General features: G+C 27.0%; 29 protein-coding genes. 13 read left to right on the forward strand and 16 right to left on the reverse strand.

Annotated elements, in window-relative coordinates; all coding sequences use genetic code 11:
* Nucleotides 1-1,167, forward strand: a complete 1,167-nt coding sequence (locus ALEK_RS13780) for a hypothetical protein (RefSeq protein WP_071627003.1) — start codon at nucleotides 1-3, stop codon at nucleotides 1,165-1,167.
* A 2-nt stretch (nucleotides 1,168-1,169) separates the two neighbouring features.
* Here the strand turns inward: ALEK_RS13780 and ALEK_RS13785 are convergent, their stop codons facing one another.
* The 3 genes from ALEK_RS13785 to dndC are packed head-to-tail and all read right to left on the reverse strand — an operon-like array spanning nucleotide 1,170 to nucleotide 4,619.
* Complete coding sequence (locus ALEK_RS13785) at nucleotides 1,170-1,553, reverse strand: DndE family protein (protein ID WP_071627002.1); 384 nt, start codon at nucleotides 1,551-1,553, stop codon at nucleotides 1,170-1,172.
* Complete coding sequence (locus tag ALEK_RS13790) at nucleotides 1,550-3,304, reverse strand: AAA family ATPase (protein ID WP_071627001.1); 1,755 nt, start codon at nucleotides 3,302-3,304, stop codon at nucleotides 1,550-1,552. The genes ALEK_RS13785 and ALEK_RS13790 overlap by 4 nt, the downstream gene beginning before the upstream one ends.
* Nucleotides 3,291-4,619 carry a DNA phosphorothioation system sulfurtransferase DndC gene (gene dndC, locus ALEK_RS13795; protein WP_228146290.1) on the reverse strand — a complete coding sequence of 443 codons (1,329 nt, stop codon included), beginning with the start codon at nucleotides 4,617-4,619 and terminating at the stop codon, nucleotides 3,291-3,293. The genes ALEK_RS13790 and dndC overlap by 14 nt, the downstream gene beginning before the upstream one ends.
* A gap of 236 nt (nucleotides 4,620-4,855) precedes the next feature.
* On the opposite strand from dndC, the gene ALEK_RS13800 reads away from it, so the two are divergent.
* The 5 genes from ALEK_RS13800 (at nucleotide 4,856) to ALEK_RS13820 (ending at nucleotide 6,440) form a co-directional block, all read left to right on the forward strand.
* Nucleotides 4,856-4,999 (forward strand): HepT-like ribonuclease domain-containing protein, encoded by a 144-nt coding sequence (locus ALEK_RS13800; RefSeq protein ID WP_083574653.1) that lies wholly within the window; start codon nucleotides 4,856-4,858, stop codon nucleotides 4,997-4,999.
* Between the two features lie 92 nt (nucleotides 5,000-5,091).
* Complete coding sequence (locus ALEK_RS13805; RefSeq protein WP_228146294.1) at nucleotides 5,092-5,208, forward strand: helix-turn-helix transcriptional regulator; 117 nt, start codon at nucleotides 5,092-5,094, stop codon at nucleotides 5,206-5,208.
* Between the two features lie 122 nt (nucleotides 5,209-5,330).
* Nucleotides 5,331-5,684 carry a helix-turn-helix domain-containing protein gene (locus ALEK_RS13810; RefSeq protein WP_071626999.1) on the forward strand — a complete coding sequence of 118 codons (354 nt, stop codon included), beginning with the start codon at nucleotides 5,331-5,333 and terminating at the stop codon, nucleotides 5,682-5,684.
* Nucleotides 5,677-6,030 carry a hypothetical protein gene (locus ALEK_RS13815; RefSeq protein ID WP_071626998.1) on the forward strand — a complete coding sequence of 118 codons (354 nt, stop codon included), beginning with the start codon at nucleotides 5,677-5,679 and terminating at the stop codon, nucleotides 6,028-6,030. Before ALEK_RS13810 ends, ALEK_RS13815 begins: the two co-directional genes overlap by 8 nt.
* 98 nt (nucleotides 6,031-6,128) lie before the next feature.
* Nucleotides 6,129-6,440, forward strand: a complete 312-nt coding sequence (locus ALEK_RS13820) for a hypothetical protein (RefSeq protein WP_071626997.1) — start codon at nucleotides 6,129-6,131, stop codon at nucleotides 6,438-6,440.
* A 162-nt stretch (nucleotides 6,441-6,602) separates the two neighbouring features.
* On the opposite strand, the gene ALEK_RS13825 is transcribed toward ALEK_RS13820, so the two are convergent.
* Nucleotides 6,603-6,881: a hypothetical protein gene (locus tag ALEK_RS13825; RefSeq protein WP_071626996.1), complete on the reverse strand. Its 279-nt coding sequence runs from the start codon at nucleotides 6,879-6,881 to the stop codon at nucleotides 6,603-6,605.
* A 272-nt stretch (nucleotides 6,882-7,153) separates the two neighbouring features.
* Here ALEK_RS13825 and ALEK_RS13830 point away from each other — a divergent pair, with 272 nt between their 5' ends.
* On the forward strand, nucleotides 7,154-7,648 hold the full coding sequence (locus ALEK_RS13830) for a hypothetical protein (protein WP_071626995.1): 495 nt from the start codon (nucleotides 7,154-7,156) through the stop codon (nucleotides 7,646-7,648).
* Between the two features lie 39 nt (nucleotides 7,649-7,687).
* On the opposite strand, the gene ALEK_RS13835 is transcribed toward ALEK_RS13830, so the two are convergent.
* From ALEK_RS13835 to ALEK_RS13850, 4 genes are all read right to left on the reverse strand, one after another.
* A complete protein-coding gene (locus ALEK_RS13835) occupies nucleotides 7,688-8,941 on the reverse strand; it encodes a methyl-accepting chemotaxis protein (RefSeq protein WP_071626994.1) in 1,254 nt (417 codons plus the stop codon).
* Between the two features lie 9 nt (nucleotides 8,942-8,950).
* Entirely contained in the window at nucleotides 8,951-9,343 is a 393-nt protein-coding gene (locus ALEK_RS13840) for a PAS domain-containing protein (protein ID WP_083574652.1), read from the reverse strand.
* A gap of 63 nt (nucleotides 9,344-9,406) precedes the next feature.
* The gene (locus ALEK_RS13845; RefSeq protein WP_083574651.1) at nucleotides 9,407-10,093 is read right to left on the reverse strand and encodes a response regulator transcription factor; all 687 of its coding nucleotides are present in this window, start codon (nucleotides 10,091-10,093) and stop codon (nucleotides 9,407-9,409) included.
* The gene (locus ALEK_RS13850; protein WP_071626991.1) at nucleotides 10,086-13,391 is read right to left on the reverse strand and encodes an ABC transporter substrate-binding protein; all 3,306 of its coding nucleotides are present in this window, start codon (nucleotides 13,389-13,391) and stop codon (nucleotides 10,086-10,088) included. Before ALEK_RS13850 ends, ALEK_RS13845 begins: the two co-directional genes overlap by 8 nt.
* Nucleotides 13,392-13,738: 347 nt before the next feature.
* Between ALEK_RS13850 and ALEK_RS13855 the strand changes: the two genes are divergently transcribed.
* The 6 genes from ALEK_RS13855 to ALEK_RS13880 all read left to right on the forward strand — a co-directional run bounded on the left by ALEK_RS13855 (nucleotide 13,739) and on the right by ALEK_RS13880 (nucleotide 17,480).
* Nucleotides 13,739-14,038, forward strand: coding sequence for a hypothetical protein (locus ALEK_RS13855; RefSeq protein ID WP_071626990.1), 300 nt, complete (start codon nucleotides 13,739-13,741; stop codon nucleotides 14,036-14,038).
* Nucleotides 14,039-14,120: 82 nt separating this feature from the next.
* A complete protein-coding gene (locus ALEK_RS13860) occupies nucleotides 14,121-14,354 on the forward strand; it encodes a hypothetical protein (RefSeq protein ID WP_071626989.1) in 234 nt (77 codons plus the stop codon).
* Nucleotides 14,355-14,527: 173 nt separating this feature from the next.
* Nucleotides 14,528-15,622, forward strand: a complete 1,095-nt coding sequence (locus ALEK_RS13865; RefSeq protein ID WP_071626988.1) for an Opr family porin — start codon at nucleotides 14,528-14,530, stop codon at nucleotides 15,620-15,622.
* A 240-nt stretch (nucleotides 15,623-15,862) separates the two neighbouring features.
* A complete protein-coding gene (locus tag ALEK_RS13870; RefSeq protein WP_071626987.1) occupies nucleotides 15,863-16,192 on the forward strand; it encodes a DUF2325 domain-containing protein in 330 nt (109 codons plus the stop codon).
* Nucleotides 16,192-16,962 (forward strand): hypothetical protein, encoded by a 771-nt coding sequence (locus tag ALEK_RS13875; protein ID WP_071626986.1) that lies wholly within the window; start codon nucleotides 16,192-16,194, stop codon nucleotides 16,960-16,962. The genes ALEK_RS13870 and ALEK_RS13875 overlap by 1 nt, the downstream gene beginning before the upstream one ends.
* 20 nt (nucleotides 16,963-16,982) lie before the next feature.
* Nucleotides 16,983-17,480 (forward strand): flavodoxin, encoded by a 498-nt coding sequence (locus tag ALEK_RS13880; protein ID WP_071626985.1) that lies wholly within the window; start codon nucleotides 16,983-16,985, stop codon nucleotides 17,478-17,480.
* Nucleotides 17,481-17,514: 34 nt separating this feature from the next.
* Here ALEK_RS13880 and ALEK_RS13885 read toward each other — a convergent pair whose 3' ends face one another.
* The 8 genes from ALEK_RS13885 to ALEK_RS13920 all read right to left on the reverse strand — a co-directional run bounded on the left by ALEK_RS13885 (nucleotide 17,515) and on the right by ALEK_RS13920 (nucleotide 22,630).
* Nucleotides 17,515-17,955 carry a Fur family transcriptional regulator gene (locus ALEK_RS13885; RefSeq protein WP_071626984.1) on the reverse strand — a complete coding sequence of 147 codons (441 nt, stop codon included), beginning with the start codon at nucleotides 17,953-17,955 and terminating at the stop codon, nucleotides 17,515-17,517.
* A 65-nt stretch (nucleotides 17,956-18,020) separates the two neighbouring features.
* Nucleotides 18,021-18,272, reverse strand: a complete 252-nt coding sequence (locus ALEK_RS13890; RefSeq protein ID WP_071626983.1) for a hypothetical protein — start codon at nucleotides 18,270-18,272, stop codon at nucleotides 18,021-18,023.
* Nucleotides 18,273-18,463: 191 nt separating this feature from the next.
* Nucleotides 18,464-20,578: a heavy metal translocating P-type ATPase gene (locus tag ALEK_RS13895; RefSeq protein ID WP_071626982.1), complete on the reverse strand. Its 2,115-nt coding sequence runs from the start codon at nucleotides 20,576-20,578 to the stop codon at nucleotides 18,464-18,466.
* A gap of 8 nt (nucleotides 20,579-20,586) precedes the next feature.
* Entirely contained in the window at nucleotides 20,587-21,027 is a 441-nt protein-coding gene (locus ALEK_RS17595) for a YtxH domain-containing protein (protein ID WP_228146289.1), read from the reverse strand.
* Nucleotides 21,014-21,394, reverse strand: a complete 381-nt coding sequence (locus ALEK_RS13905) for a hypothetical protein (RefSeq protein ID WP_071626981.1) — start codon at nucleotides 21,392-21,394, stop codon at nucleotides 21,014-21,016. Before ALEK_RS13905 ends, ALEK_RS17595 begins: the two co-directional genes overlap by 14 nt.
* Nucleotides 21,394-21,624 (reverse strand): hypothetical protein, encoded by a 231-nt coding sequence (locus ALEK_RS13910; RefSeq protein ID WP_071626980.1) that lies wholly within the window; start codon nucleotides 21,622-21,624, stop codon nucleotides 21,394-21,396. The genes ALEK_RS13905 and ALEK_RS13910 overlap by 1 nt, the downstream gene beginning before the upstream one ends.
* Nucleotides 21,625-21,634: 10 nt before the next feature.
* Complete coding sequence (locus tag ALEK_RS13915; protein WP_071626979.1) at nucleotides 21,635-22,315, reverse strand: ferritin-like domain-containing protein; 681 nt, start codon at nucleotides 22,313-22,315, stop codon at nucleotides 21,635-21,637.
* Nucleotides 22,316-22,630 (reverse strand): hypothetical protein, encoded by a 315-nt coding sequence (locus ALEK_RS13920; protein ID WP_083574650.1) that lies wholly within the window; start codon nucleotides 22,628-22,630, stop codon nucleotides 22,316-22,318.
* Nucleotides 22,631-22,768 lie beyond the last annotated feature (138 nt).

The following is a 22,768-nucleotide window of genomic DNA, read 5'->3' on the forward strand; positions in this document are numbered from 1 at the left end:
ATGAATAATATATTAACAATTTCAAATCAAAAAGAACTTGAGAAGGTTTATACAGGTGATACTTTATTAATACCAAAAGATTACCATACTATTGTTTTTAAAGAAAATATTTTCACAAATAGTTTTTTTACTAATAGTATTAATTATCATAATAATGAAATACAATTAACTATGATTTTTGAAAATTGTATTTTTAAAAAAGATTTTAGAATAGAACTTAAAAAAGAAGATGATTTTAAATTAAAGAAACTAATTATTACTAGTGATGAACAAAAAGAATTTAATGAGTTTATATTAGAAAATATTGAAATTGAAAAATTCTCTTTTAAAGAATATAACTGTAAATTGATAAAACTTTATAACATTGACTTTGTAGAGAATTCAAAAGTATTATTTGAAAATATTATAACAGATAGACTACATCTAGAAAAAATATCTCAAGATTCAAAGTTTATACAATTTCATCAAGTAACGGTTAAAAAACATTTCTTTTCTGAAAGGGTAGAATTTAAAAATACTTACTTTAATGATTTTAAATTAGATAATGCAGAATCAATTGAATTAATAAAAACATCTTTTATTGATTCACATCTAAATAGTGTAATCTGGGGTGATCTAATTAGAATTAAAGCTAAAAAGGACATTATAAGACAACTTAAATTTGTAAATGACTCAATTGGAAACCATATAGAAGGAAATAAATTTTTTGCTGAAGAAATGAGATTACATGAAATAGATATTAAAAAAGAAAGTGGTTATACCCTAGATAAATTTGTACTTTTTTTTAATAAACAAATATCAAATTTTGGTCAGAATTGGCTTTTACCACTATTATGGACTTTTGTTATTACTTTCTTTTTACTTCTTTTTAAATCTGACAATGTAATTCTTTTATTATTAACAATTATAGGGTTCCTACTGCTAGATCATTATTGTCAAAATAATATTTCTAAAAGCTATAAATTATTCGAAATATTAGTTATTTTCATATTTATTTATTTTATTAATGATCATGAAGTAATTGATATTGTAAAGCTAGTAAGTTTTAAACCATTTTACAAGGATGGAGAAGATGAATATTTAATTTATTGGGCTATACATAAAATATTAATTGCATTTCCTCTTTACCATTTTACAATATCATTAAGAAGACTAACTAGACGATAATACTAAAAATCTTGCCCTATAAACTCAAATATATTACTATCACTCTTAAGTGATGTTTTAAGTATTATATAACCTCTTGCGATATGTCGCTGGAGGTTTTCTTCTAATTTTTTATTTGAAGAGATAGTTATATCATCAAATACTTCGATCATATCCCTATAAAGATTTGTATAATCTTCATCTTCTTTACCTTCACCAGTTATTTGCTCTAGTCTATAATCTTTACCATCGTATTTTTCAACTTCGATATCTTCAAAACCCTCTTCTAATGAAAGTGAAATATTTATCATAAATCTAAGCATTACCCATTTAGAAGGGTTTTCTATATTTAACATCTTAGATAAAGGAGTTATATAGTTTTCTATATCACTTGTAGTTTTAATCATGCTATTTCTCCTATTTCTGAACCTAGATCATTTCTTTGTATTTGGTATGTGTTGTATTTTAGATGACCTTGTGTTTTTACAAAGTCATATTCACTATCTGTTAAAAGTAAAATCAAACTATCAAATGATAAATAACAAGAATTAAGTAACAGCTCTTTATTTTTATTTGACAGTCTACCAAATGGTGTATCTACCATCACAAAAGAAGCAAAGTTTTTAAAGTCTAAAATAGTTTTAACTATTAAGAAGTTTAATACTTGTTTTTGACCTGCTGATAATAGCTCTGTATTTAGTTTCTTTTCTTTATTATCTTGGATTATAATATTATGATTATTATCAATATAGATATCATCTATATGATCATATTGTTTTAAAAATTTAGTTGTATTAAATGTAAGTTTCTCATTAAATATCTCAAGTTGATTTATTAATCTCTTATTATAAACTTTTGCACTTGTTTTTGATATGATTTGTAACTCTTCATATCCTTTTAAGAATGCATATTTAGATTGATTAGCTTTAAAAGCTTGAGTTAATGTTTTATTTATTTCTTTAGATTTTATAGTATTTGTAATAATACTTTCTTCTAATTCTTGAAAAGCTATATCCGCTTTATTTAGAGTATCTTCTTGTTCATCTCTTGATTCAATTAATGATCTCATCATTTCTTGTTCCATTACAGAATCATGAACTTCTTTTATTTTTACTTCTATTTGGTGAATTTCAAGTTTTAAATCTTTCATTTCTTCGATAAGAGTCATAAACTCACTTCTAGATAGTGATAGGTTTATTTTATCTGAACCTTTAACCATAATAGATTTAAACAGTTCTAAAATAGCTTTTTCATCAAGTGGAGAGCTAATCTCTTGTACAAACTTACTAAACTTATTAGTAAATAGTGTTTCATCTTCGATTTTCAATGCACTTGAAGATCTTTTTTGCATACCTTTTAATAAATTAGTATTTAAAAGAAGTGGCATTTGCCAAAGTATTAGCTCTTTAAACTTTACAGTTTTTTTATCTAGTTCTTCTTTTGCTGCATCTAGTTCTTCATGAAGTTTATTTATTTTTTTACTTTTATTTCTAATTTGTGTATTAGATTTTTGTAAATCCATTTTTAAAACTTTTAATTTCTTTTCGTCTTCAATTACTTGTTCTTTTTGATTAGAGATTAAATCTAATATTTCTAACCTTTGATTTTCAAGAGCTAGAAGTTCTTTTGTAGAATCATCACTATTTTTTTCAAGTAATCTTTTTGCAACAGATTGAGCATCTTTTTGAGTATTTACCAAAAGATCTAAATCAAAGATATAATCAAAAATAGATTTTAATTTTGCATTTGATAATAATAATAGGTTATTTCCTACTTCACCATCATAAAAAAGAAAATCTACTAAGAAATCAGGTATTTTATTTTGAATAAAATGTTCTGCTTCATCATCGTCGTATTTATCACCATCTTTAAGTACTACACTTATAGATTCTTCTACATCATTTGTAAAATCCCAAGTTCTTTTAATATTAAATTCATCAAAATCTAAATTAACCCAACATTTTTTATCTTGAGCATTATTGTTTAAAATTGAATCCACATTTATATTTGACTGTCCAAGACATAATTTAATAGAATTTAATATTGATGTTTTTCCAAATCCATTTGTTCCTATAACACAAGAGATACTATCAAACAGCATACTATTTACGCCATTATATGAAAACATATTATTTATTGAAATACTAGTTAGTTTCACGAAACTCTCCTTTATAGAAATCTACTACTCTTTTTTCAATATCATTTAATATTCCATATCTATTTGAGATATTTTTTCTATATGATTGAATTTCATATATTCTTTCAAATAGATCAATATTAAAGTTTTCTTCATCCATTTCTTCTAGTTCTGATCTAAGTTCAGTTTCTACTGTTTTATTAACTAATCTATTATACTCTTGAGCAATTCTATAGGCAGTATTTGAGATATCACCATCTTTACTCCAATTTTCTTGGATTAGCTCAAGCTCTTCATCTTTAATTAGCCCTACTTTTTCATGTGGGTTATAATCAGGAGCACCTTTTTTCATAGTATGGTAGTTTTCATTCACTTTCTTTTCTGTTTCAAGAAGTAATTTTACTAATTCTTTTCTAGTATCCATTAAAAATGGCCCTGCACCTTTTTGACCATTTCTTCTTCTTGTATCTCTTTTTTCATGATCATTTCTATAAGCATATATTTTTTCTCTATATTCCCACAGAGGTGTCATCCATTCTTCGCCATTTCTAAGCATACCTTCCATTGATCTATCTGTTTCAACAACAGTACAAACCCAACATCCAAATCTAGTCTTACCACATGATGGAGATTCAGGATTAAGAGCAATATTACAATCACCCTCACCTGAACCTTTATCATATAAACTCATCATATAAGTATGATCACCCCAAGGGAATGGATTCTTTCCTAGATATGTCCATACTTCTGCATTTGTCCAGTATTTAATTGGAGATAAAACATAAGCATTTGGAATACTGTCATGTACAGATAGTCCTCTATGATTCAATACTCTTGATTCAATAGAATTAGCTCTTGCTTGTGATTCATCACTTCTAACACCTAGAAGCATTAAAATTGATTGATGTTTAGTTACAAGTCCTTTTAAGAACTCTGTAGCTGGATCAATTTTCATTCTTTCTGTACACCATCTAAATGAGCTAGTAGGAGCAGGATAACCTTTTCCTAACATTAGAGTCCAAAATGATTCTTCAACTTTTGGTTCCAATTTATGACATGATATTTTTAAGTCCGATTCATTCGCATATTTAGTAATTTGATTAAGTCTTGTATTTGTATAGTTTTCGATTACTGGCATTTCAACTGTTGTATCAGATGAAACTACATAAACATGTTTATGATCTTTACCTTCTTTATTAAGTTGTAATAACATTGTTATTACCAAATGTAAAACAGTTGTAGAGTCTTTCCCTCCAGAGTATGTAACTACCCAAGGACGATTGTCTGCAAAATATTGTTCTTTTAATTTTTCTATAGTTATTTCAGCTATTTTCATATTTATTCTTATATTGAGTTGATTAAAATATTGTTTAAATTATGTTTATTTTATATTAAAATTTTCATGAATAATAGCTAAAAAGATATTTAATACACTTTATATCTTATTTTCATTTTTTTAATTAGATTTTTATTAAAAAAATCTATATATTAAGTAGGTTTATTTAAAAGCATTCTAAATAAAGGATATTGTATAAAAAGTAAAACTAAGTCCAAACATTAGCATTAAAGAAGATGAAAAAAGGAATAAGAGATATATTATTTCATCACTATTTTGATGTGGATGCAGAAACAATTTTTGATATATCTAAAAACAAAATGCCTAAATTAAGTAAGGTAGTTAATCAAATTAGATTAGATTTAAGTGATATAAATTAAATATAGCTATTTAAATTTTCAGGGGTCTTTTTAATTAATCATCCAAAGTAATCTTAAGCAAGTATTATCAAATCTAAATCTTTTGGGGTACTATTTCGCCATGGGTAAAGGAAGATAAATTTCCTAAGCCTATAAAACTAAGTCCTAGGATTACTGTTTATGAAGAAGAAAAGATTGATTATTGGATGAATGACTTTATGAAAAGATAATTATTTCTACTTGACTTTATTTTTATTATGTTCTATAATAGAGAACATATATAATATTTTATAGAACAATTGTATCCAATAGTAGTACTTTTGTTTTATATTATAGTACAAAAGGATCATTAATGCTAGAAGTATTATTTGGAAGTAAAAATGCAGAAAGAGTACTTCAATATCTTTTATCAAAAGAATCAGGATATATTAGAGAGATTTCACAATTTTATGAAGTAAGTCCCTCTGTAATAAAAAAACAGTTAGATAAATTTGAAACTGCAAATATCATAGTAGGTAAAAACCTTGCAAATGTAAGAATATACGAGCTTAATAAAAGATACCCTTTTTATGAAGAATTAACAGCCTTACTAAAAAAAGCTCGTTCTGCTTATAATGATGAAGAAAGAATGAATCTTATTAGAAAAAAAAGAACTCGACCTAGATCAAATAATAAACCATTAGAAATGAGAGGTTCTTATGAGTAAAAATAAAATATTAGATGATATAAACTCTTTAGAAGAAACAGCAGCTTATATTTGTACACAATTAAAAGAAAAAAGAATTGATGTTGTTCTATCTGGTGGTTCTTGCATGGAGATATACACAAAATCAAACTTTTCTTCTTTAGATATAGATTTTATTCCTAACCCTTCTGTAACATCAAAAGAAATTGAAAAAACAATGTTAGAACTAGGCTTTGAAAAAGTGCCTCCCAGATACTACAAATATTCTAATAATCCAAACTATATTGAATTTCCTACAGGTCCTGTTAGTTTAGGTAATGACTTAACAAAAGATTTTAGTGAATTAAAACTCATGTTGGTACTTTAAAATTACTTACTCCAACTGACTGTATAAAAGATAGATTATGTGCTTTAGTTCATCATGGTGGAGAAGAATGTTTTAATCAAGCAATAGCAGTTGCACATTTGAACAGTTTTGATAAAGACAATTTAATTAAATGGGCAAAAAATGAAGATTCACAAATGATAGAAAAAGTTGATATTCTTTTAGAAGATTTAACTATTCTACAAAAAGAAAATATATCTGGTCGTGATATAATAAAATATCTTGAATCAAAATCTAAAAATCTTTATCTAGATATTTATAAAGAAAGTGACTTTGAAGATTTAAAAGATGACTTATTAGATGATTATGTAGTAAGACAGATTTTGGATATAAAAAAAGATGCTGAATATTATCCAAAGATGGATAATTTCTTTAAAAAATATTTAAAATAACATTTAGTTAATTTAAATTGTTGGGTATTCTTTAGGGGTATTTTATAAAAAGCTTCGATTAAAATCCCTATTTATAGGTAACTTTAATTCTCCAATTTTTCACCAATACAAAGAAATATGAATATAAGAGAGTATTCATAATTCTCATAATCGCAAAGCTATTTAATTCGCTAAATTCAATCGTAAATAAACTTTATATTTTAATTTATCTAGTTTTATAGACAGTTCTTCTATATTCTTAGCTTCTAGTAGTACTAACATCTTTTTGTAGCTTCTTATTTCATCATCAGTAATATCTACTATTAATAAATCTTTATTTGAAAATGATTTACTATTTACAGTATCAATCATTTCTTGGATACCATCTTTATTTACTTTTTTATATAGTTTTCCATTTCTATGGTAGACTTTGTCAAAAAAGCCTTGTTCTTCAAAACTCATACATTTTCCTTTCTCTTTATTTAAATTAACAATATATAATAAAAGATAAATATCTTATCTTATTAAATTTAAATATTTATAATATACAGTATCAATATCATAGCTATGGTTACAAAATTACTTAAAATTACTAGTTTTCCATCAACTTAATCATAACTTAAATAAAATTCTCAAATTAAATTTAAAAGTTAGAAAATAAATTATCTAAGTTATGATTACTCCAGAAAAACAAAATAGCACATAAAATATGTAGCTACAACTTAGGAGAAGAAATGAAATTATCAGAATTTTTAAATGACATAAAAGAAACAGAACAAGAAGTAGTTTATTACTGTTGTAATCATTTACTATCAAAAAAATTTGATGTTGCAGAAGACTCTTTAGATGAAGAAGCACTACAAGAATTATTTGTAAATTACAATAACTTTACTATTGCATTAAATGATTGTGCTGGGATTATCTACAAAAGATATGAAGCAGAATTAAATGACGTTTATAAAACGATCTGTTCTAAGTTCAATGTTGATCCTGATAACCAATCATTATTCGACTTTAGATTAGCAAGAGTTGCAAATCAAGATGCAAAACAATACATTGACATTGAAGATAAAGATACTCAAGAAACTGTAATTCAAAAATTTGAAGATAAAATCAATGCAATTTTAGAATCAAAATATTACAATGCTAACAAAGAGCAATTATCAAATGAATTAATCATTCCTCAAAAAACATTAGAACTAATCAAATCAGTATCTAGTGTAGCATAAGCATTCTCTTTTATATAATAAAATGGTTTTACCATTTTATTATATTGAAATTTGCTCTTTACCTATAAACTCTACCCTACTTATATTTTCAACAATTTCACTAGATACTTCTTTACTTTTATTTGCTACATTTTTTACATCTAATGCAATTGCCGAATTATTCTGTACTGCTGAATCAATTTCATTTATAGAATCACTAATTTGTGTAATACCAGTAGTTTGCTCAGAAATAGAACCATTTACTTCATGTATTAAATCAACAGTATTATTAATATCAGAGATTAACTCTACATAACCCTCGTTCATTTTATTGGCAATGTTTTTACCATTTTGAGCTTTTGCTCTTAATGAGTCCATTAACTCTTCTATATCTTTTGCTACTTCTGCACTTTTTGTAGCTAAGTTTCGCACCTCTTGAGCTACAACCGCAAAACCTTTACCAGCTTCTCCAGCTGTTGCTGCTTCTACTGCTGCATTTAATGAAAGGATATTAGTTTGGAATGCTATTTGTGATATTTGATTTACAGATTCATAAGCTTTAGATGTTGAGTCATTTATATCTTCCATTGACTCAAATGTCTCTTCAGCTAATGATGCACCAGAATTTGAAGTATTTTGTACCTTTACTCCAAGCTCAAGCATCTTACTTACATGAGTATTATTATTCTTTATAGTAGAAGTTATCTCTTCAATTGCAGCTGCTGTTTCTTCAATAGCTACTGCTTGCTCTTGCGTTGAATGAGATAATAATTCTGCTTTTTTTGATAACTCATCTGAGTCTTGCTCTAATATTAAACCTTGTTTGAAACTAACTTTCATTTGATTTGTTATTTCATCTTGTAAGTTATTAATACCTAATAATAAACCCTGTAATGCACCACCAGTAAAAACATCTGCATTGATTTTATTTACATAATTTTGAGATTTATACTGATTTAATATATCCAAAGCATCATTTATTCCAATATTTAGCTTATCAAACATTGAGTTTAGACTTTTTGCAATATAGTTTAATTTCACATCATCTGAAGTAGCTACAATTTTATCATTTGTATATCCATCAGATATTTTTTCACAGGCAAGCATTATTTCACCATATACAGTAAGATTCTGTTGATTTGTATTTTGCATTAGTTGAATAATAGAATTTAGCTTTGATTCAATTTGTTTAAAATCTTTTGATTTAGAGTTTTGAGAAGGTTCAATAGAATTAATATTGTTTTTTAGATACTCTTCAATAATATCAAGAGATTCTAATACAAGTTTTTTATCTTTCTTTTTATTAAAAAACATACTATCTACCTAAACCCATTGATTATATAAAGTTTGAGCATTATTGATTTCATCAATAGTAGGTTTTACTCTTACAGAGATAAATCTTCTATCACCATTTACATCAGTAGAAGGATAAGCAGTTGCATTTACCCAATAATAAGAACCATCTTTAGTTTTATTTTTTACAATACCATTCCAGATTTTACCAGAACTTACAGTATTCCATAAGTCTTCAAAAGCAGCTTTTGGCATATCATCATGTCGAACCATATTATGAGGCTGACCAATTAATTCTTCTTTATCATATCCAGCAATTGTACAAAAATCACTGTTTGCATAAACTATAATACCTTTTGCATCTGTCTCAGATACAATCATCGTATTTTTATCTAGGATTATCTCTTTATTTTTCACAATCATCCTTATGTTATATTATTCATAACATAGTATCATACAAATATATTACAATAATGACAAATATTATTATTTTATCCTATATCCTTGACTATAAATGTTCTCAATAAAAAATCTTTTAAGATTAGTTTGTTTAGCAACTTTGTTTTTAAATCGAGAAATAAGCTGAACAATACTATTAGATTCCACTTGTTTATCAGGGAAAATCATCTCTGATATATCCTGCGCTGTTAAAAATCTTGATTTGTTGTTTATGAGTAATTCAATTAATAAGATTTCATTTTTTGTTAGATCTAATTTTTCATCTTTATAAGATAACTCTTTTAATTCAATGTTCCAAGAAAAGCTATCTGTAAAAGTTAGAATATTATTGTTTAAAGATTGTTTGTTTAACATTTTTATAGTCTTCACTATTGATTCATTTAACTCTTCAATACTAAAAGGTTTGATTATATAAGAAATAGCTCGAAGATCAATAGCTTTTAGAAGTTTTTCTGTTTCACTATGAGCAGTTAGGAATAAGATAGGAATTTCATCATTTATCTCTTTAATTTTACTAGCTACTTGTAAACCATTTATTTTAGGGATATTAATATCTAGTAAGACAATATCAGGAGAATAGGCAGAGAAGAGCTCTAATGCCTCTTCTCCATCTGTTGCTGTATAAATATTACTGAAATACCTTTTTAGTAAATAAACAACATCTTCCAATGCTTCTAAATCATCTTCTACATATAATAGTGTTAAATCATTCATTATTATCTTCCTCTTTCTTTTTTTCTAATGTTATTACAAAAGTACTACTTTTATTTATTGAAGAAACATTAAGTTTACCGTTCATACTTTTTTCAACAACCATCTTTGCCATATATAATCCCAAGCCTGTCCCTTCTTTTTTGAATTTGGTAGTAAAGTACGGTTCAAATATCTTTTCAAGATTCTCTTGTGCTATTCCACCACTATTGTCCATAACAGATATTTTTATGTTCTCTCTATATTCAAGTAATGAAATATGGATTTTTTTATTCTCTACTTTAGTTATAGCAAAATTATCAATAGCATTATTTAAAATAATTAATAATACCTGTAAGAATTCATTTTCATAGTTACGTATCTTAATATTTCTCTCTTTTGGAACAGTAAATTTAATATCAGAGATTCTACCTTCTAATAATTTCAAACATCTCTCAATAGTATTTACCATACAAAAATCAGTGATTTTTTTATCAGGTCTAAAGAAATTAATAAAATCCTCAATAGTATCAGACATATATTTTATATTTTTCTCTGCACTTTCAACTTTATCATTTATCATTTTCTTATCAAACTCACCCTTTTCAACTAACATAGTAATTACTGATAAACTCAAGTTTATTCTATTTAGTGGTTGTCTCCACTGATGGGCAATATTACCAATCATTTCACCCATAGAAGCAAGTTTTGATTGTCTAAATAAAGCATTATCTTTTTCTCTATTTTTTTCAACTTCTTCTCGTACTCTTATTTCTAAGGTTCTATTTAAATCAACAATTTCGTTACGTAGTTTATTTTGTTTAATAAAAAATATTGTTAATACGAGTAAAACCAAAAGAAAACTTCCAAGAATTTCCCAAACTAAATCATAATTAATATCTTTTTCAAATTTAATAGACAACCAATCATTTAATAACTCTTCTTTCTCTTCTTTACTTGTAACACTAATAACTTTTTCTAGAATAGAGTTTAATATAGGTTCATCATTTCTTGATGCAACACTAAAAGGAAAATTAAACTCTAATCTTCCTGCAATTTTTAGATTATAAAAGGCAGTTTTTTTGATATTATAAGCCACAGATACAAGTGAATCTATATATCCAAAGAGTTCTTTATTATTAACTCTTCGTAATCCATCTTCTGGATTTTTAACTAAAACAATATTTAGATTTGGATATTTACTTTTTAACATCTCAAATACAGCAGAGTCTTTAAATACTCCCACCTTCCTATTTCCAATATCACTAGCATCTTTAATAAAAAGCTCATCATTACCAGTTGCAATTACTAAAGGTTGCATTAAATAAGGAAAAGTAAAATTCATTTTCTGAAATCTGCTTTTTACGTTTATAGCTATTGGCAAAATATCACATTCACCTGTACCTATTTTTGCTAAGGATTCTTTCCAAGAAGAAGTTGGAACTGTTTTAATTTGGGTATATGTTTTACTTGAGATTAAATCAATAATATCTTTTGAGATACCTTCAAGTTCTTTTTTCGAATTAAATTTTCCATAAGGCATAATATCAGGCGCGGTACATGCTTTTAAAAATACTTTTTCTCTTAAATATTTTTTTTCTTTTTCATTTAGAAAGAGCTTTTCATTATTCTTCAATAAAAGAATATCTTTTATATCCCAAAGCCATTTCTTCTTTATTTCAAGTAGTTTTTGTTCACCTATATAGTCTAAAGATTTATTAATAATACCTATAGCCTCAGGCCAATCTTTTCTAATAGTATAAATATGTTCTAACTTATCATTGATTAAAAAGGAAGGTTTTAAATAAGGTAATCCCATTCTATTGGCATAGTAAAATATACCTAGTTCTCCAATAGCTGCATCAGCCTTTCCTAAAACTAGAGCTTTTATAATATCAGTTGTATTTTCAACTTCTAATACTTTTATATTTTTAAATCTTTTTACAATTTTCATATCAAGTAAATTATTCTTATTTATAACAAGTGTTTTACCCAAGAGATCAGATATTTTATTAATATTATTAGGATTGTCTTTTGTAACAATAATCATTTTTTGTAAAGACAAATATTTATTAGAAAAATTAGCAAAAGATTCTCTTTCTTTATATTTTATACTTGTAGCAAAACCATCAATCTTTTTATTTTTTAGATTATTTTCTAACTCACTACCCTTGCCTGTTTTTAAAACAAAATTAGCTCCACTAACTTTATTAATTAAATGTAAAACTTCACTATCAAAACCAGAAATAGAGCCATCTTGATTCTCAATAATATAAGGATTACGTGTTTTATCACTAGCAATTATAATTTTGGGATGGTTAATTATGAAGTTTTCTTCTTTATCATTAAGAAAAATACTAGAGTGTGTATCTTCAAAAATAAAGTCATTTAATTTAACATTATAGTTAATAAGTCCCATAACCTTATATAAATCATAAATTCTATTTAATTTACTCTCTTTAATATCTCCTAAATTATATGTATTTAAATAAGATAGTTTCTTTAACTCTTTTGCCTCAAATAACAACTCACCTTTTGATAAATTCTGACTATTATATTTTTTATTAATTAAATCAACACTCTCATTTATATTTGAATAAGCATATTTCCACCCATTTAAAGAAGCCTTTTTGAAAGCTTTTACAATATTTTTATTTTTACTAACTAATTTTTTACTTGTATATAAAAAGTCACTATACATATCAAAACCATAATTTTTTGGTTCAAAAATATTATATTTAATTCCTTTCTTTTTCAATAAATATGGGCTTTTAGAAATATATGCAGAAATCAAATCTGTATTATCATTAATTAAATCGTTAATATCATGGCTATGTTTTTGTAATTTAAGAGTTTTTGTATCAATATTTGAAGAACTTACCATTGCTTTCAAAGAAATTTCATTGGCATCATCTAGTGTAGTCATTATTCTTTTATTTTCAAAATCTTTAACAGTTTTTATATTAGAACTTTTTTTTGATAATAAAACTAAAGGAGAAGATTGGAATAAGGCATATAAAATTACTAAATCATTTTTTCTATTTACTTTTTCTAAAATTAATGTTTCTCGACCTACAGCAAAATCAATATTTCCTTTGTTAACTTCACTTGCAGTATCAAGTCCATAATTAAATGGTTTTATTTCAACATCAAGACCAAATTTTTCGTAGATTCCTTTTTCTTTTGCCATATAGTAACCAGCAAATTGGAATTGATCAAACCATGATAATTGTATACTTACTTTTGTTAATTCATTTTTTGCAAAAAGTGTGATATTAAATAATAATACTAATATTATAAATTTTATTTTTATTAAATTCATAAATATTTTCCTAATTCTAATTGTAAATAATACATAATTTAATACCTTTAAATATATTCTCTTATATGATAATACATTTTTTTGTATTAAATAATAATCTGATGAATTTTTAATTTTTTTTTAAATAGATAATAATATAAAATTATATAGTAAATATGACATTAAATACAATTAATAATTTTATAATGTGTATATTATATGAGCAAATGATAATTTTTAATCTCCCAGAAAAAAAATGATTTTTCCAATAAAAAATACTTCCATATAAAAAAGGGATAAAGTCTCGTCAAAAGGCTTATTTAAGGATATTATACATAGAATATACCACTTAATACGAAGGAAAGAGATTGGAACCACAATATGAGAAAATTATAGTACTTGTTATTGTACTAACTGCGTCATTTATCACATGGAAGATGGTAAAAGATTTTTATGCTACAAAATTTCACAAAGTAATTGCACATTTAATTGCTGTTGTTACATCTTCATTTATGTTACTTTCAACAATGTTTTTATTTATGCCAAAAGATTATCAAAGAGGTGCAGGACCGGAAGTTGAACTAAGTTTCATGTCAATTATTACAGTAGTTGTAATGGTTGCTGTTTTATACGTATTTTTCAAATACTCACCACAAGAAAAAAAGTAATTCACTTTTTTTCTTAAAACTTATCTTTTTTTAAGGCATAATTGATAATAATTCTCACTTATTTTATCATTATAGGAATCCCATGGAAACATTTTTTTTAATTACTTCGTTTGAAGATGGTTGGAGAGAAGAAGAATTTATATACGATGAAGTAGTTTGTGACTACTGCATTGATGCTCTTGACGTACCCGAAGAAAAGATTGAAGACGCCACTTATTCGGCAGAAGGAATAGAACTTTCACTTTGTTCACTAACAAAAGAAGACCTTATTGATGACTGGTATGTGAATTTATATAAAGTATCAAGCAAATCATAAATGCAACTAAGTTGCATTTAATGGAAAATAAAATACAATTATAAATTCCGTTTTATATTTTATAATGATAACCATAATCATTATAAGCTATTTTTAATATATATTTTATTACTATTCCATCGACATTTGAATTTTTTCTCCTAAAAATTCATACAAATAAAGGACATGACAAAATGAAAAAACAATTAAGTATTATTGCAAGTGCGTTAGTATTAACATCAAGTGCAGTTTATGCAGACTCTAAAAATGTAGATGAAGCTTTCAAAAATGGTAAAGTTTCTGGAGATATCTCTGTACATACACAATCTTGGGATAATGGAGCAGGAAATAAAGATGCTGGATTTACTGCTGGAACTATCGGAGTAAACTACTCAACTGATTCTGTAAATGGAATTTCTGCAAATGCTGGATTTAGAGCTGGACATAAATTTGGTGAAAAAGAAAATGACGATTACAAAGGTGATTTTGAACAAAACTCTGTGATGAATGTTGCAAATATTTCTTATTCAAATGATTTAGTATCTATTACTGCTGGTAGACAAGAAATTGATTTAGAATGGTTAGGTGACTTCAATGAAGCTATCGTTGTTGCTACTACTGCTATTCCATCAACTACTTTAGTTGCTGGTTATACTTCTAGACAAGCTGCTGTTGGTGGAGATGAATTAAAGAAATTTGCTGACGTTACTAAAGATGGTGCTTACGTTGTTGATGCAAAATTTGAAGGTGTTGAAAACACAGTATTAAACCCATACTTCTACTCTGCTAAAGATGTAGCTGATTTCTATGGTATTAAAGCTGATTTCGATACTGATGCATTTGGTGTAACTGCTCACTATGCTACAAGTAATGAAAAGGTTGCTAATGCTAAAGACGGTTCTATCATGCATTTCGAAGCTAGAGCAGCTGTAGCTGGTTTTGCTTTTGCTGCTGGTTACATTGATACAGATAAAGATGCAGGTGTTGCTTCAATTTCTGCATTCGGTGATAATGTTGATCCTACTGAAGAATTAGGTGATTACGTTTACGCTGCTAATACTTCAACTATTTATGCATCAGCTGCATATACAATTGCTGACGTAGAATTATCTGCATTATACGCTAAAGCAGAAAATGACACTACAAACAAAGAAGATTCAGAAGTAACTGTAGGTGCTGCTTATGGTATTACTGATAGCTTAAGTGCTGACGTTATGTACACAGACTTATCTTTAGATTCTGATGTAGATAAATCAAAATTAGTTGCTAATTTAACTTTCGAATTCTAATAACAATACACAAATTCTCCTAAAAAGGTAAGAGATTTTCTCTTACCTTTTTTTATGCTCAAAAATATTTCAAACATTATGATAATTATTCTCACTATTAATAAAAGATTAAGATTTCATAGTGTAATATACTAATAATGATTATCAATACAAAAGGAAATATCATGAAAACTTGTTACGAATTAAAAAATAAAATTGACTTAGTGAAACCCACTGGGTGCACTTGCTAAGGAGCAGAAGATGAGTATATTAGTAATTGGTGGAGATAAAATTTCACACATTTCAGCAATGTTAGAAGGACTAGGTGCAAAAACAATTAACCATTGGGATGCAAGAAAAAAATCTTCAGCACCAAAAAAGAAAGTGCCATTAGATACAGACTGTATTGTTATGTTAACATCTTTTTTAAATCATAATACAATGTTAAAATATAAAAATGAAGCAAAAAAGAAAAACATTCCATTTGTTTGTGCTAAGAGATCTATTTCTTGTGTTTACGATGAATATGTAAAGATTATGGGTATTAAAGATTGTGCTGACTGTTATGCTAACTGTGAGAAGAAGAAATAATGACTTTTAATTCTTTTAATTACTGTGATGATTTTGTAGGATTTGACAATAACAAAGAGTTACTGCCTAAAGGTTTTGATACATTTAATTCAACTATTAAACTTAGACAACTATTTTTAAACTTGAGTAATAATGTATTAAAATCGTTTTGTCATTTTACAAAAGTAGAACAAAGAAAACTTTCTCTTTATCCATTAAAACAAGCCTTTGAATACAAAATAAATAGTATGCTTCCAAACTCATTTATTAAAATATCAAAAGAAAATAGAACTTTTAATTTTTGTTTAAAATCAACAATTATTATAAACAACTATCTGCAAAAAGAAGTAAATAATTCTGTATTCGTAACAAGCAAAAATTTATTACCAGCTGCAAAATTAATATCACATTGTTTTATAAATAAAAATATGCAGCTACTTATTGATAAGCATTTATTATTTCATGAATTTGTCTTAAATAAAGTATCAAAACTTCATCACGATAAGGAAGTAATTGATTTAGGGAATTCAATTTCAATTAAATCAAAAGACGTATGTAATTTAAGAATATATACTTCTTGGAAAAATATTGTAGTTAAAAAACCTAATATCAAAGACGAACTTCAAAGTGCAATTAAATGCATTAAGAAGGGAGAGTTTAATCAAGTCTATTTAGCCTATCCTAAAGATGACGAGTTTAAAAGACAAATACCAATTTTCGTAGATGAATTAAAAAATAAAGAGTATCAGATTAAAGCAATCCCTTACTCTTTACGATCAATAATGAGATAAATATTATAGGAGAAAAAAATATGGCAACAGCTGTTTTTTACACAAGTAGTACAGGAAATTCAGGAGAAATTGCAGGTAAAATTGCAGAAGGTCTTGGAGAAGTAGAAGTTTTCGATTTAAGTTCAACAGACGTATCAAAGATCAGTGATTATGACAAAGTTATTATTGGTGGTTCTACTTGGGGTGAAGGTGAATTAAATGACGATTTTGATGACATCTGGGATGATTTCGCAGCATTAGATTTATCTGCTAAAACTATCGCTTTATTTGGTTTAGGTGATCAAGAAGGTTATGGTGAAGATTTTTGTAATGCCTTAGGTATTATCTATGAACACGTTAATTCAACAGGAGCTAATGTTGTAGGATTTACTTCAACTGATGGTTATGAGTATGATGATTCAAAAGCTGAGATTGATGGACAATTTGTTGGTTTAGTTATTGATGAAGATAATCAAGATGATTTAACAGATGAAAGAATATCTGCCTGGATTGAAGATATCAAAGGTGATATCTTATAATTAGGATAAAAACTAAAAGTTTAACTTTTAGTTTTTATTTACTACATGTTTCACAAGTTCCATACAGTTGCATAGAGTGACTAGTAATTTTAAATTTATTCTTTTTTGCAATTCTATCTTGTCTTTTTTCAATTTCATCATCTAAAAACTCAACAATTTTACCACACGATGTACAAATCAAGTGATCATGGTGAGACTTAGCATTGCTTTCATATTTTTTACCATCTGTTCCAAAAGTAATAGATGTAATTAAATCTACCTCTTCTAGAAAGCTTAAAGCTCTATAAACAGTTGCAATACCTATATTTGATTCTTTATATTGGCTTTTAATTTCATTGTATACTTCTTCAGCACTTAAATGATCAGTAGCATTAATTAAAATATTAAGAACAATTTCTCTTTGTTCTGTGTATTTTAAACCTTTTTGCTTAACAATTTTTTTAAGTTCTTCTATTACTTCTTCATTATTTACCATAAAAATTTACCCTTAAACTTTATAATGTGCATTAGTATATCCAAAGTTTTCCAAAATTACAAATACTAATTATTCTCGTTTGATAATAAAACTTCTTTATCTTTTTTACTAGGTATTGTTTTTTTCTTTTTTTTGTCAGTTGGTTTGTATAAAGTATGATGCCATAAAGCAAATCCACAGAAGGCTACACCTGCGATTACATGAGTCTTTTTAGCTAGTTTATTTTTCATAAACATTGAAGTTACTACAGTAGCTCCTAAAGTTGCTGTCATTCCAATTTTGGCAACTTCTTTCTTAACTTCTAGATCAAGTTTCATTCCTTTTTTTCCTTCTTTGTCTTCTATCAATAGTTTTTTTTGTTCCTTTTAAAGTCTCATAAGTTAATGCTGCTGTAATAACAGTAGCAAGTGGTAAAATAAATGGCATAAAATTTTCCTTTTGATAATAGTTATCAGTATATTATCTAATCAAAGATTAAAGTAAACTGATAATTATTATCAAGGTCATTTTACTTATTTAATTTAACACCCTTAATTGAGTTTAAAAGTAATCCAATAGTTGTACCATTATGTAAAATTGCAGTTACAATAGGTGAAAATGCACCAAATGTAGCACCTGCAAGAATAGCAGAGTTAATACCAACTGTTGCATTGAAATTCGTATTAATTAATTTCATAGTTTTATTTGCCAACTCTTTTGCTTCTACAACTGCACCAATATCATCTTTTAATAAAGACACATCAGCAGTAGCTTTAGCAATATCAGCACCTTTACTCATAGATATTCCAACATGTGCAGAGATTAAAGCAGGAGCATCATTAATACCGTCACCAACAAATGCTACTTTTCTTCCCTCATCCATCATCTTTTTAACAATTGATGCTTTATCCGTTGGAAGAAGCTCAGAATATACCTCATCAATACCTAATTCTTCAGCTACCATCTGAGCTTTTTTATCTACATCACCTGTAAGCATAACTGTATGTTTTACTCCAAGTTCTTTCAATCTTATAATTGATTCTTTTGTGTTGTATCTAATTTGATCACTTAAAGCAATTGTTCCAAGTAAAGTATTCCCATAACCTATATAAAGTAATGTTTTTCCTTCATCTATACTTTTATCAATCTTTTCTTTATGAGCAGAAAAATCAATTCCTTCATCATCTTCTAAAAAGTGTCTACTTCCAATTACTACAGTTTTTTCTTTTACTTCTGTTTTTACACCATGAGCCACAATAAACTCAACTTCTTCATGGTGCATATGTACGAAACCTCTTTTTTTAGCAGCTTTTACAACCGCTTCAGCAACAGGATGGAAATAATGTTCTTCCGTACTAGCTGTAAGATTTAGAACTTCTTCTTCAGTCCAATTCTCATCAAAAGATTGAACTTCAATTACTTCTAAATCCCCTTGAGTTAAAGTACCAGTTTTATCAAAGATAAAAGTATCAGCTGAATTTAATGCTTCAATTGATTTAGCACCTTTAATCATAATACCTTCATGCCCTGCTTTTGAAATCGTAGATTTAAAAGCAACTGGAGTTGCAAGTTTTAAAGCACATGAATAATCTGCTTGTAAAATAGAAGCTACTCTCTCAAAGTCTTTTTTCATCACATAAGAAACACCCGCTAAACCTAAAGTAACAGGTACAAGTTTATCAGCTAGTTTAGTAGCTTTTAATTGTACAGATGACTTTTCATTTAATGAGCTTTCAATATAGTGCTTAATTCTTTGTGTAGCTGTATCAGCTCCAACATGCTCAGCCCAGATTTTTAATCTACCCTCTTCTAAAACAGTTCCAGAGATAACTCTATCTCCTCTTTGTTTCTTTAAAGGTTCAGCTTCACCAGTCATAGATACTTGATTTACACTAGCATCTCCGTATACAATATGACCATCTACAGGAATAGTACTACCAGCAGAAACTACTACAATATCACCTACTTGAATCTCTTCACTAGGTACTAATTTTTCTACTACTTTTCCATCTTCTTCTTTTTCAACCCATGCTTCTTTAACATTAGGTTTTGATAACTCTTTTAATAAGTCATCACTTCTATGAACTGTAGTCTCTTCAATATACTCACCTAACTCTAACATTGCATTTGTTGAGTTTGCAGCAAGATAATCTTTTCTTAATAATGATATACCAACAGCAGCACTTTCTAATACTCTTGAAGTTAATCCTTCTTTGAATAACTCTTTTGTACCATCAATTAATAATGGAGTAGCAGCAGTTGTAGCAAAAGTTGCATTTATAAAATCATTTTTTATAAATCTCTCACTAACTAAGGCAGCACTAGCAAGTCCAACACCTTTTAAGCTTGGTTCCTCATCACTAACACAAGATACACAAACTGAAGCTTCATTATCAATACTACTTAATAGTTTATCACTATCAACACCTCTTAATCTATCTTCTATTTCTTCACTTACATCTTCACTGAAAGTAAAAATAATACTTAAGGCTTTTTTATTAATTCTAACAGAAGTAACATGCTCTATTTTTTCAAGATATCTCTTAAGTATATTATCATCAATGTATTCATCTTTTAAAAGCTCAAATTTATATCTTGCCCGTGAAGATGTACCATGAACTTTTTTGAATCTATTTCCGCTCATACTGATCCCTAAAATTCTTTTGTTTCCATTTGAGCTTTTGCATCTTCCATTCTTTCTTTTAACTCTTCAATACCAGCTTGAACTAATTCAGACCCTTTTGAGAAACCATTAAAAATAGCTTTTTGAGTTGTTTTATTTGTAAGAAGAAATGCAATTCCTGCACCAATTAAAGCACCTTTAACAAAATCACCATTAACAAAAGAATCATTGTTTTGTCCATCTACTGGCATTTGATTATTCATGTTATTAGCATTTTGATTAATATATGGGTTATTTTGCATACCCGTATTATTTACTAGTGGAGTATTCATATTATTAATATATGGATTATTTTGAATTCCAGCATTTGCAGCATTAACTGGATTTGTTGAATTTACTTGATTTACATTCCCCTGAGCATCAGCTGGGTTTTGTTGTAAATCTGCTGGGTTTTGATTATTGTTCATCATTTAATACTTCCTTTTCAATACTTTCACAAGCTAATTCTTCTTCAAATACTTCTTCATCCAAATCGGCATTGAATTTTTTATCAATCATTTCAACAGCGTAAACACCCATTGCACCAATACTTAATGCAGTTAAGGCTTTAAACATTCCGTTTTTTTGTCCCTTATAATTACTAGCAGCTACTACACTTGCAGTTGCAATTGTACCTTGAGTTGTTCTTTTAACTACTTCTTTAATAGCTTTACTAGGTGTTGCTTCACCTTTTCTAACTTTCATTACATTTACTGTACCTGCTGCTAATAAAGATACAGCTGCACCACTTACAATATGATGTTTCATAACACCAGTATTTTCAAAACTACTTTTCATTAAACTTCTCCGCTTTTTTCTTTTTCTTCTACTGTTTGGCTATTTTCTTTTTTATCAATTTTATCTTTTACACAAGCTACTGTTGATTCTACATTTTTTTTCACATCACTAGCTAAATCTTTTGATTTTTCTAAAATATCATGTGTTTTATCTTGAATTTTTTTACTTCTATTAAAAGCTACTACTGCCCCTGCGCCTACTGCTATACCTAAAATAAATGGAAGTGCCATAATAAACTCCTTATTCTTCTTCGTTTATATCTTCTTTATTCATTAGATTACTAAGTGTTACTCCACCAAGTGCACCAACTGCTAGACCACCGATAACTGACATATTCATATTTGATAACATTGATACTATTTTGTTTTGATCGATATTACCACTCATAGCATCTTCAATTAATGTTTGATACTCAGCCATATTATCCATCATATTTCCTGCATTATTTTGCTGGTTGTTTTGATTATAAAAAGAATCAACACTATTTCTAAATGCTGGTAAATGATTATTATAAGATGCTGCTTGAATTCTATAAAATAGATCTCTTACATCTGGTTCATTTACATACATTAATAAATTGTCATATAAAGCAATATTATCAATTTCTGCTGATACTGCTATTTCACAACACTCTTGTAAAGTGTTAGGTAATTCAATTTGTGTTTGAGAAACAAAAGGTGCTTCAATACCGTACTTCTGCATTAATGTTACAGTTTCATTGTAATGTGTAATTTCAGAATTAATAATATTAGCAAAAGGCATAACATTACCGAATTTCATAATTACATTATTATATGTATTATAAGCCTCAAATTCATCAAAAGCTGCAATTCTTAAAGCTTGTGCTAAAACTGGTTGAGGATCATTTGGGTTTACTCTTTGAGCATCTAATAACGCTTGATCTACATTTACTTGTTGCATTTACACTACCTCCTTGGCTAAAGTATTTATAATAGAAGAAACCTCTTCTAAATTTCTTTGTGCGATTAAATCTTCCCATAAAGATGGTCTAAAAACATTTGCATCATAAGTAATAGTAACTGATGCTATAATTTTTTTTATTTTTATCTCTTTTATTCCATCTATTTTATTTGGAAGATTTTCAATATCTGCAAGTGTTAAATTTCCACCCTCTTTTATGATTTTTGGGTTTACTCTCACTCTTAACCTACCAGGTGAATGAGCAATAATTGAAAAATAATTTGCAATTTTAATAATATCTTCTGTTTCAATCAATATATTTCCTTTTAAACATTTAGATTTTTATATTAATCAACTTAATTTTATCTTAAAATAAATTTAAACTCATTATCAAAATGGCATATAAACTGATAAAATAATAAATTTAAATACTAAATTTTTGAGATATTATAA

It is taken from the genome of Poseidonibacter lekithochrous, assembly GCF_013283835.1.
Classification (GTDB): Bacteria; Campylobacterota; Campylobacteria; order Campylobacterales; family Arcobacteraceae; genus Poseidonibacter; species Poseidonibacter lekithochrous.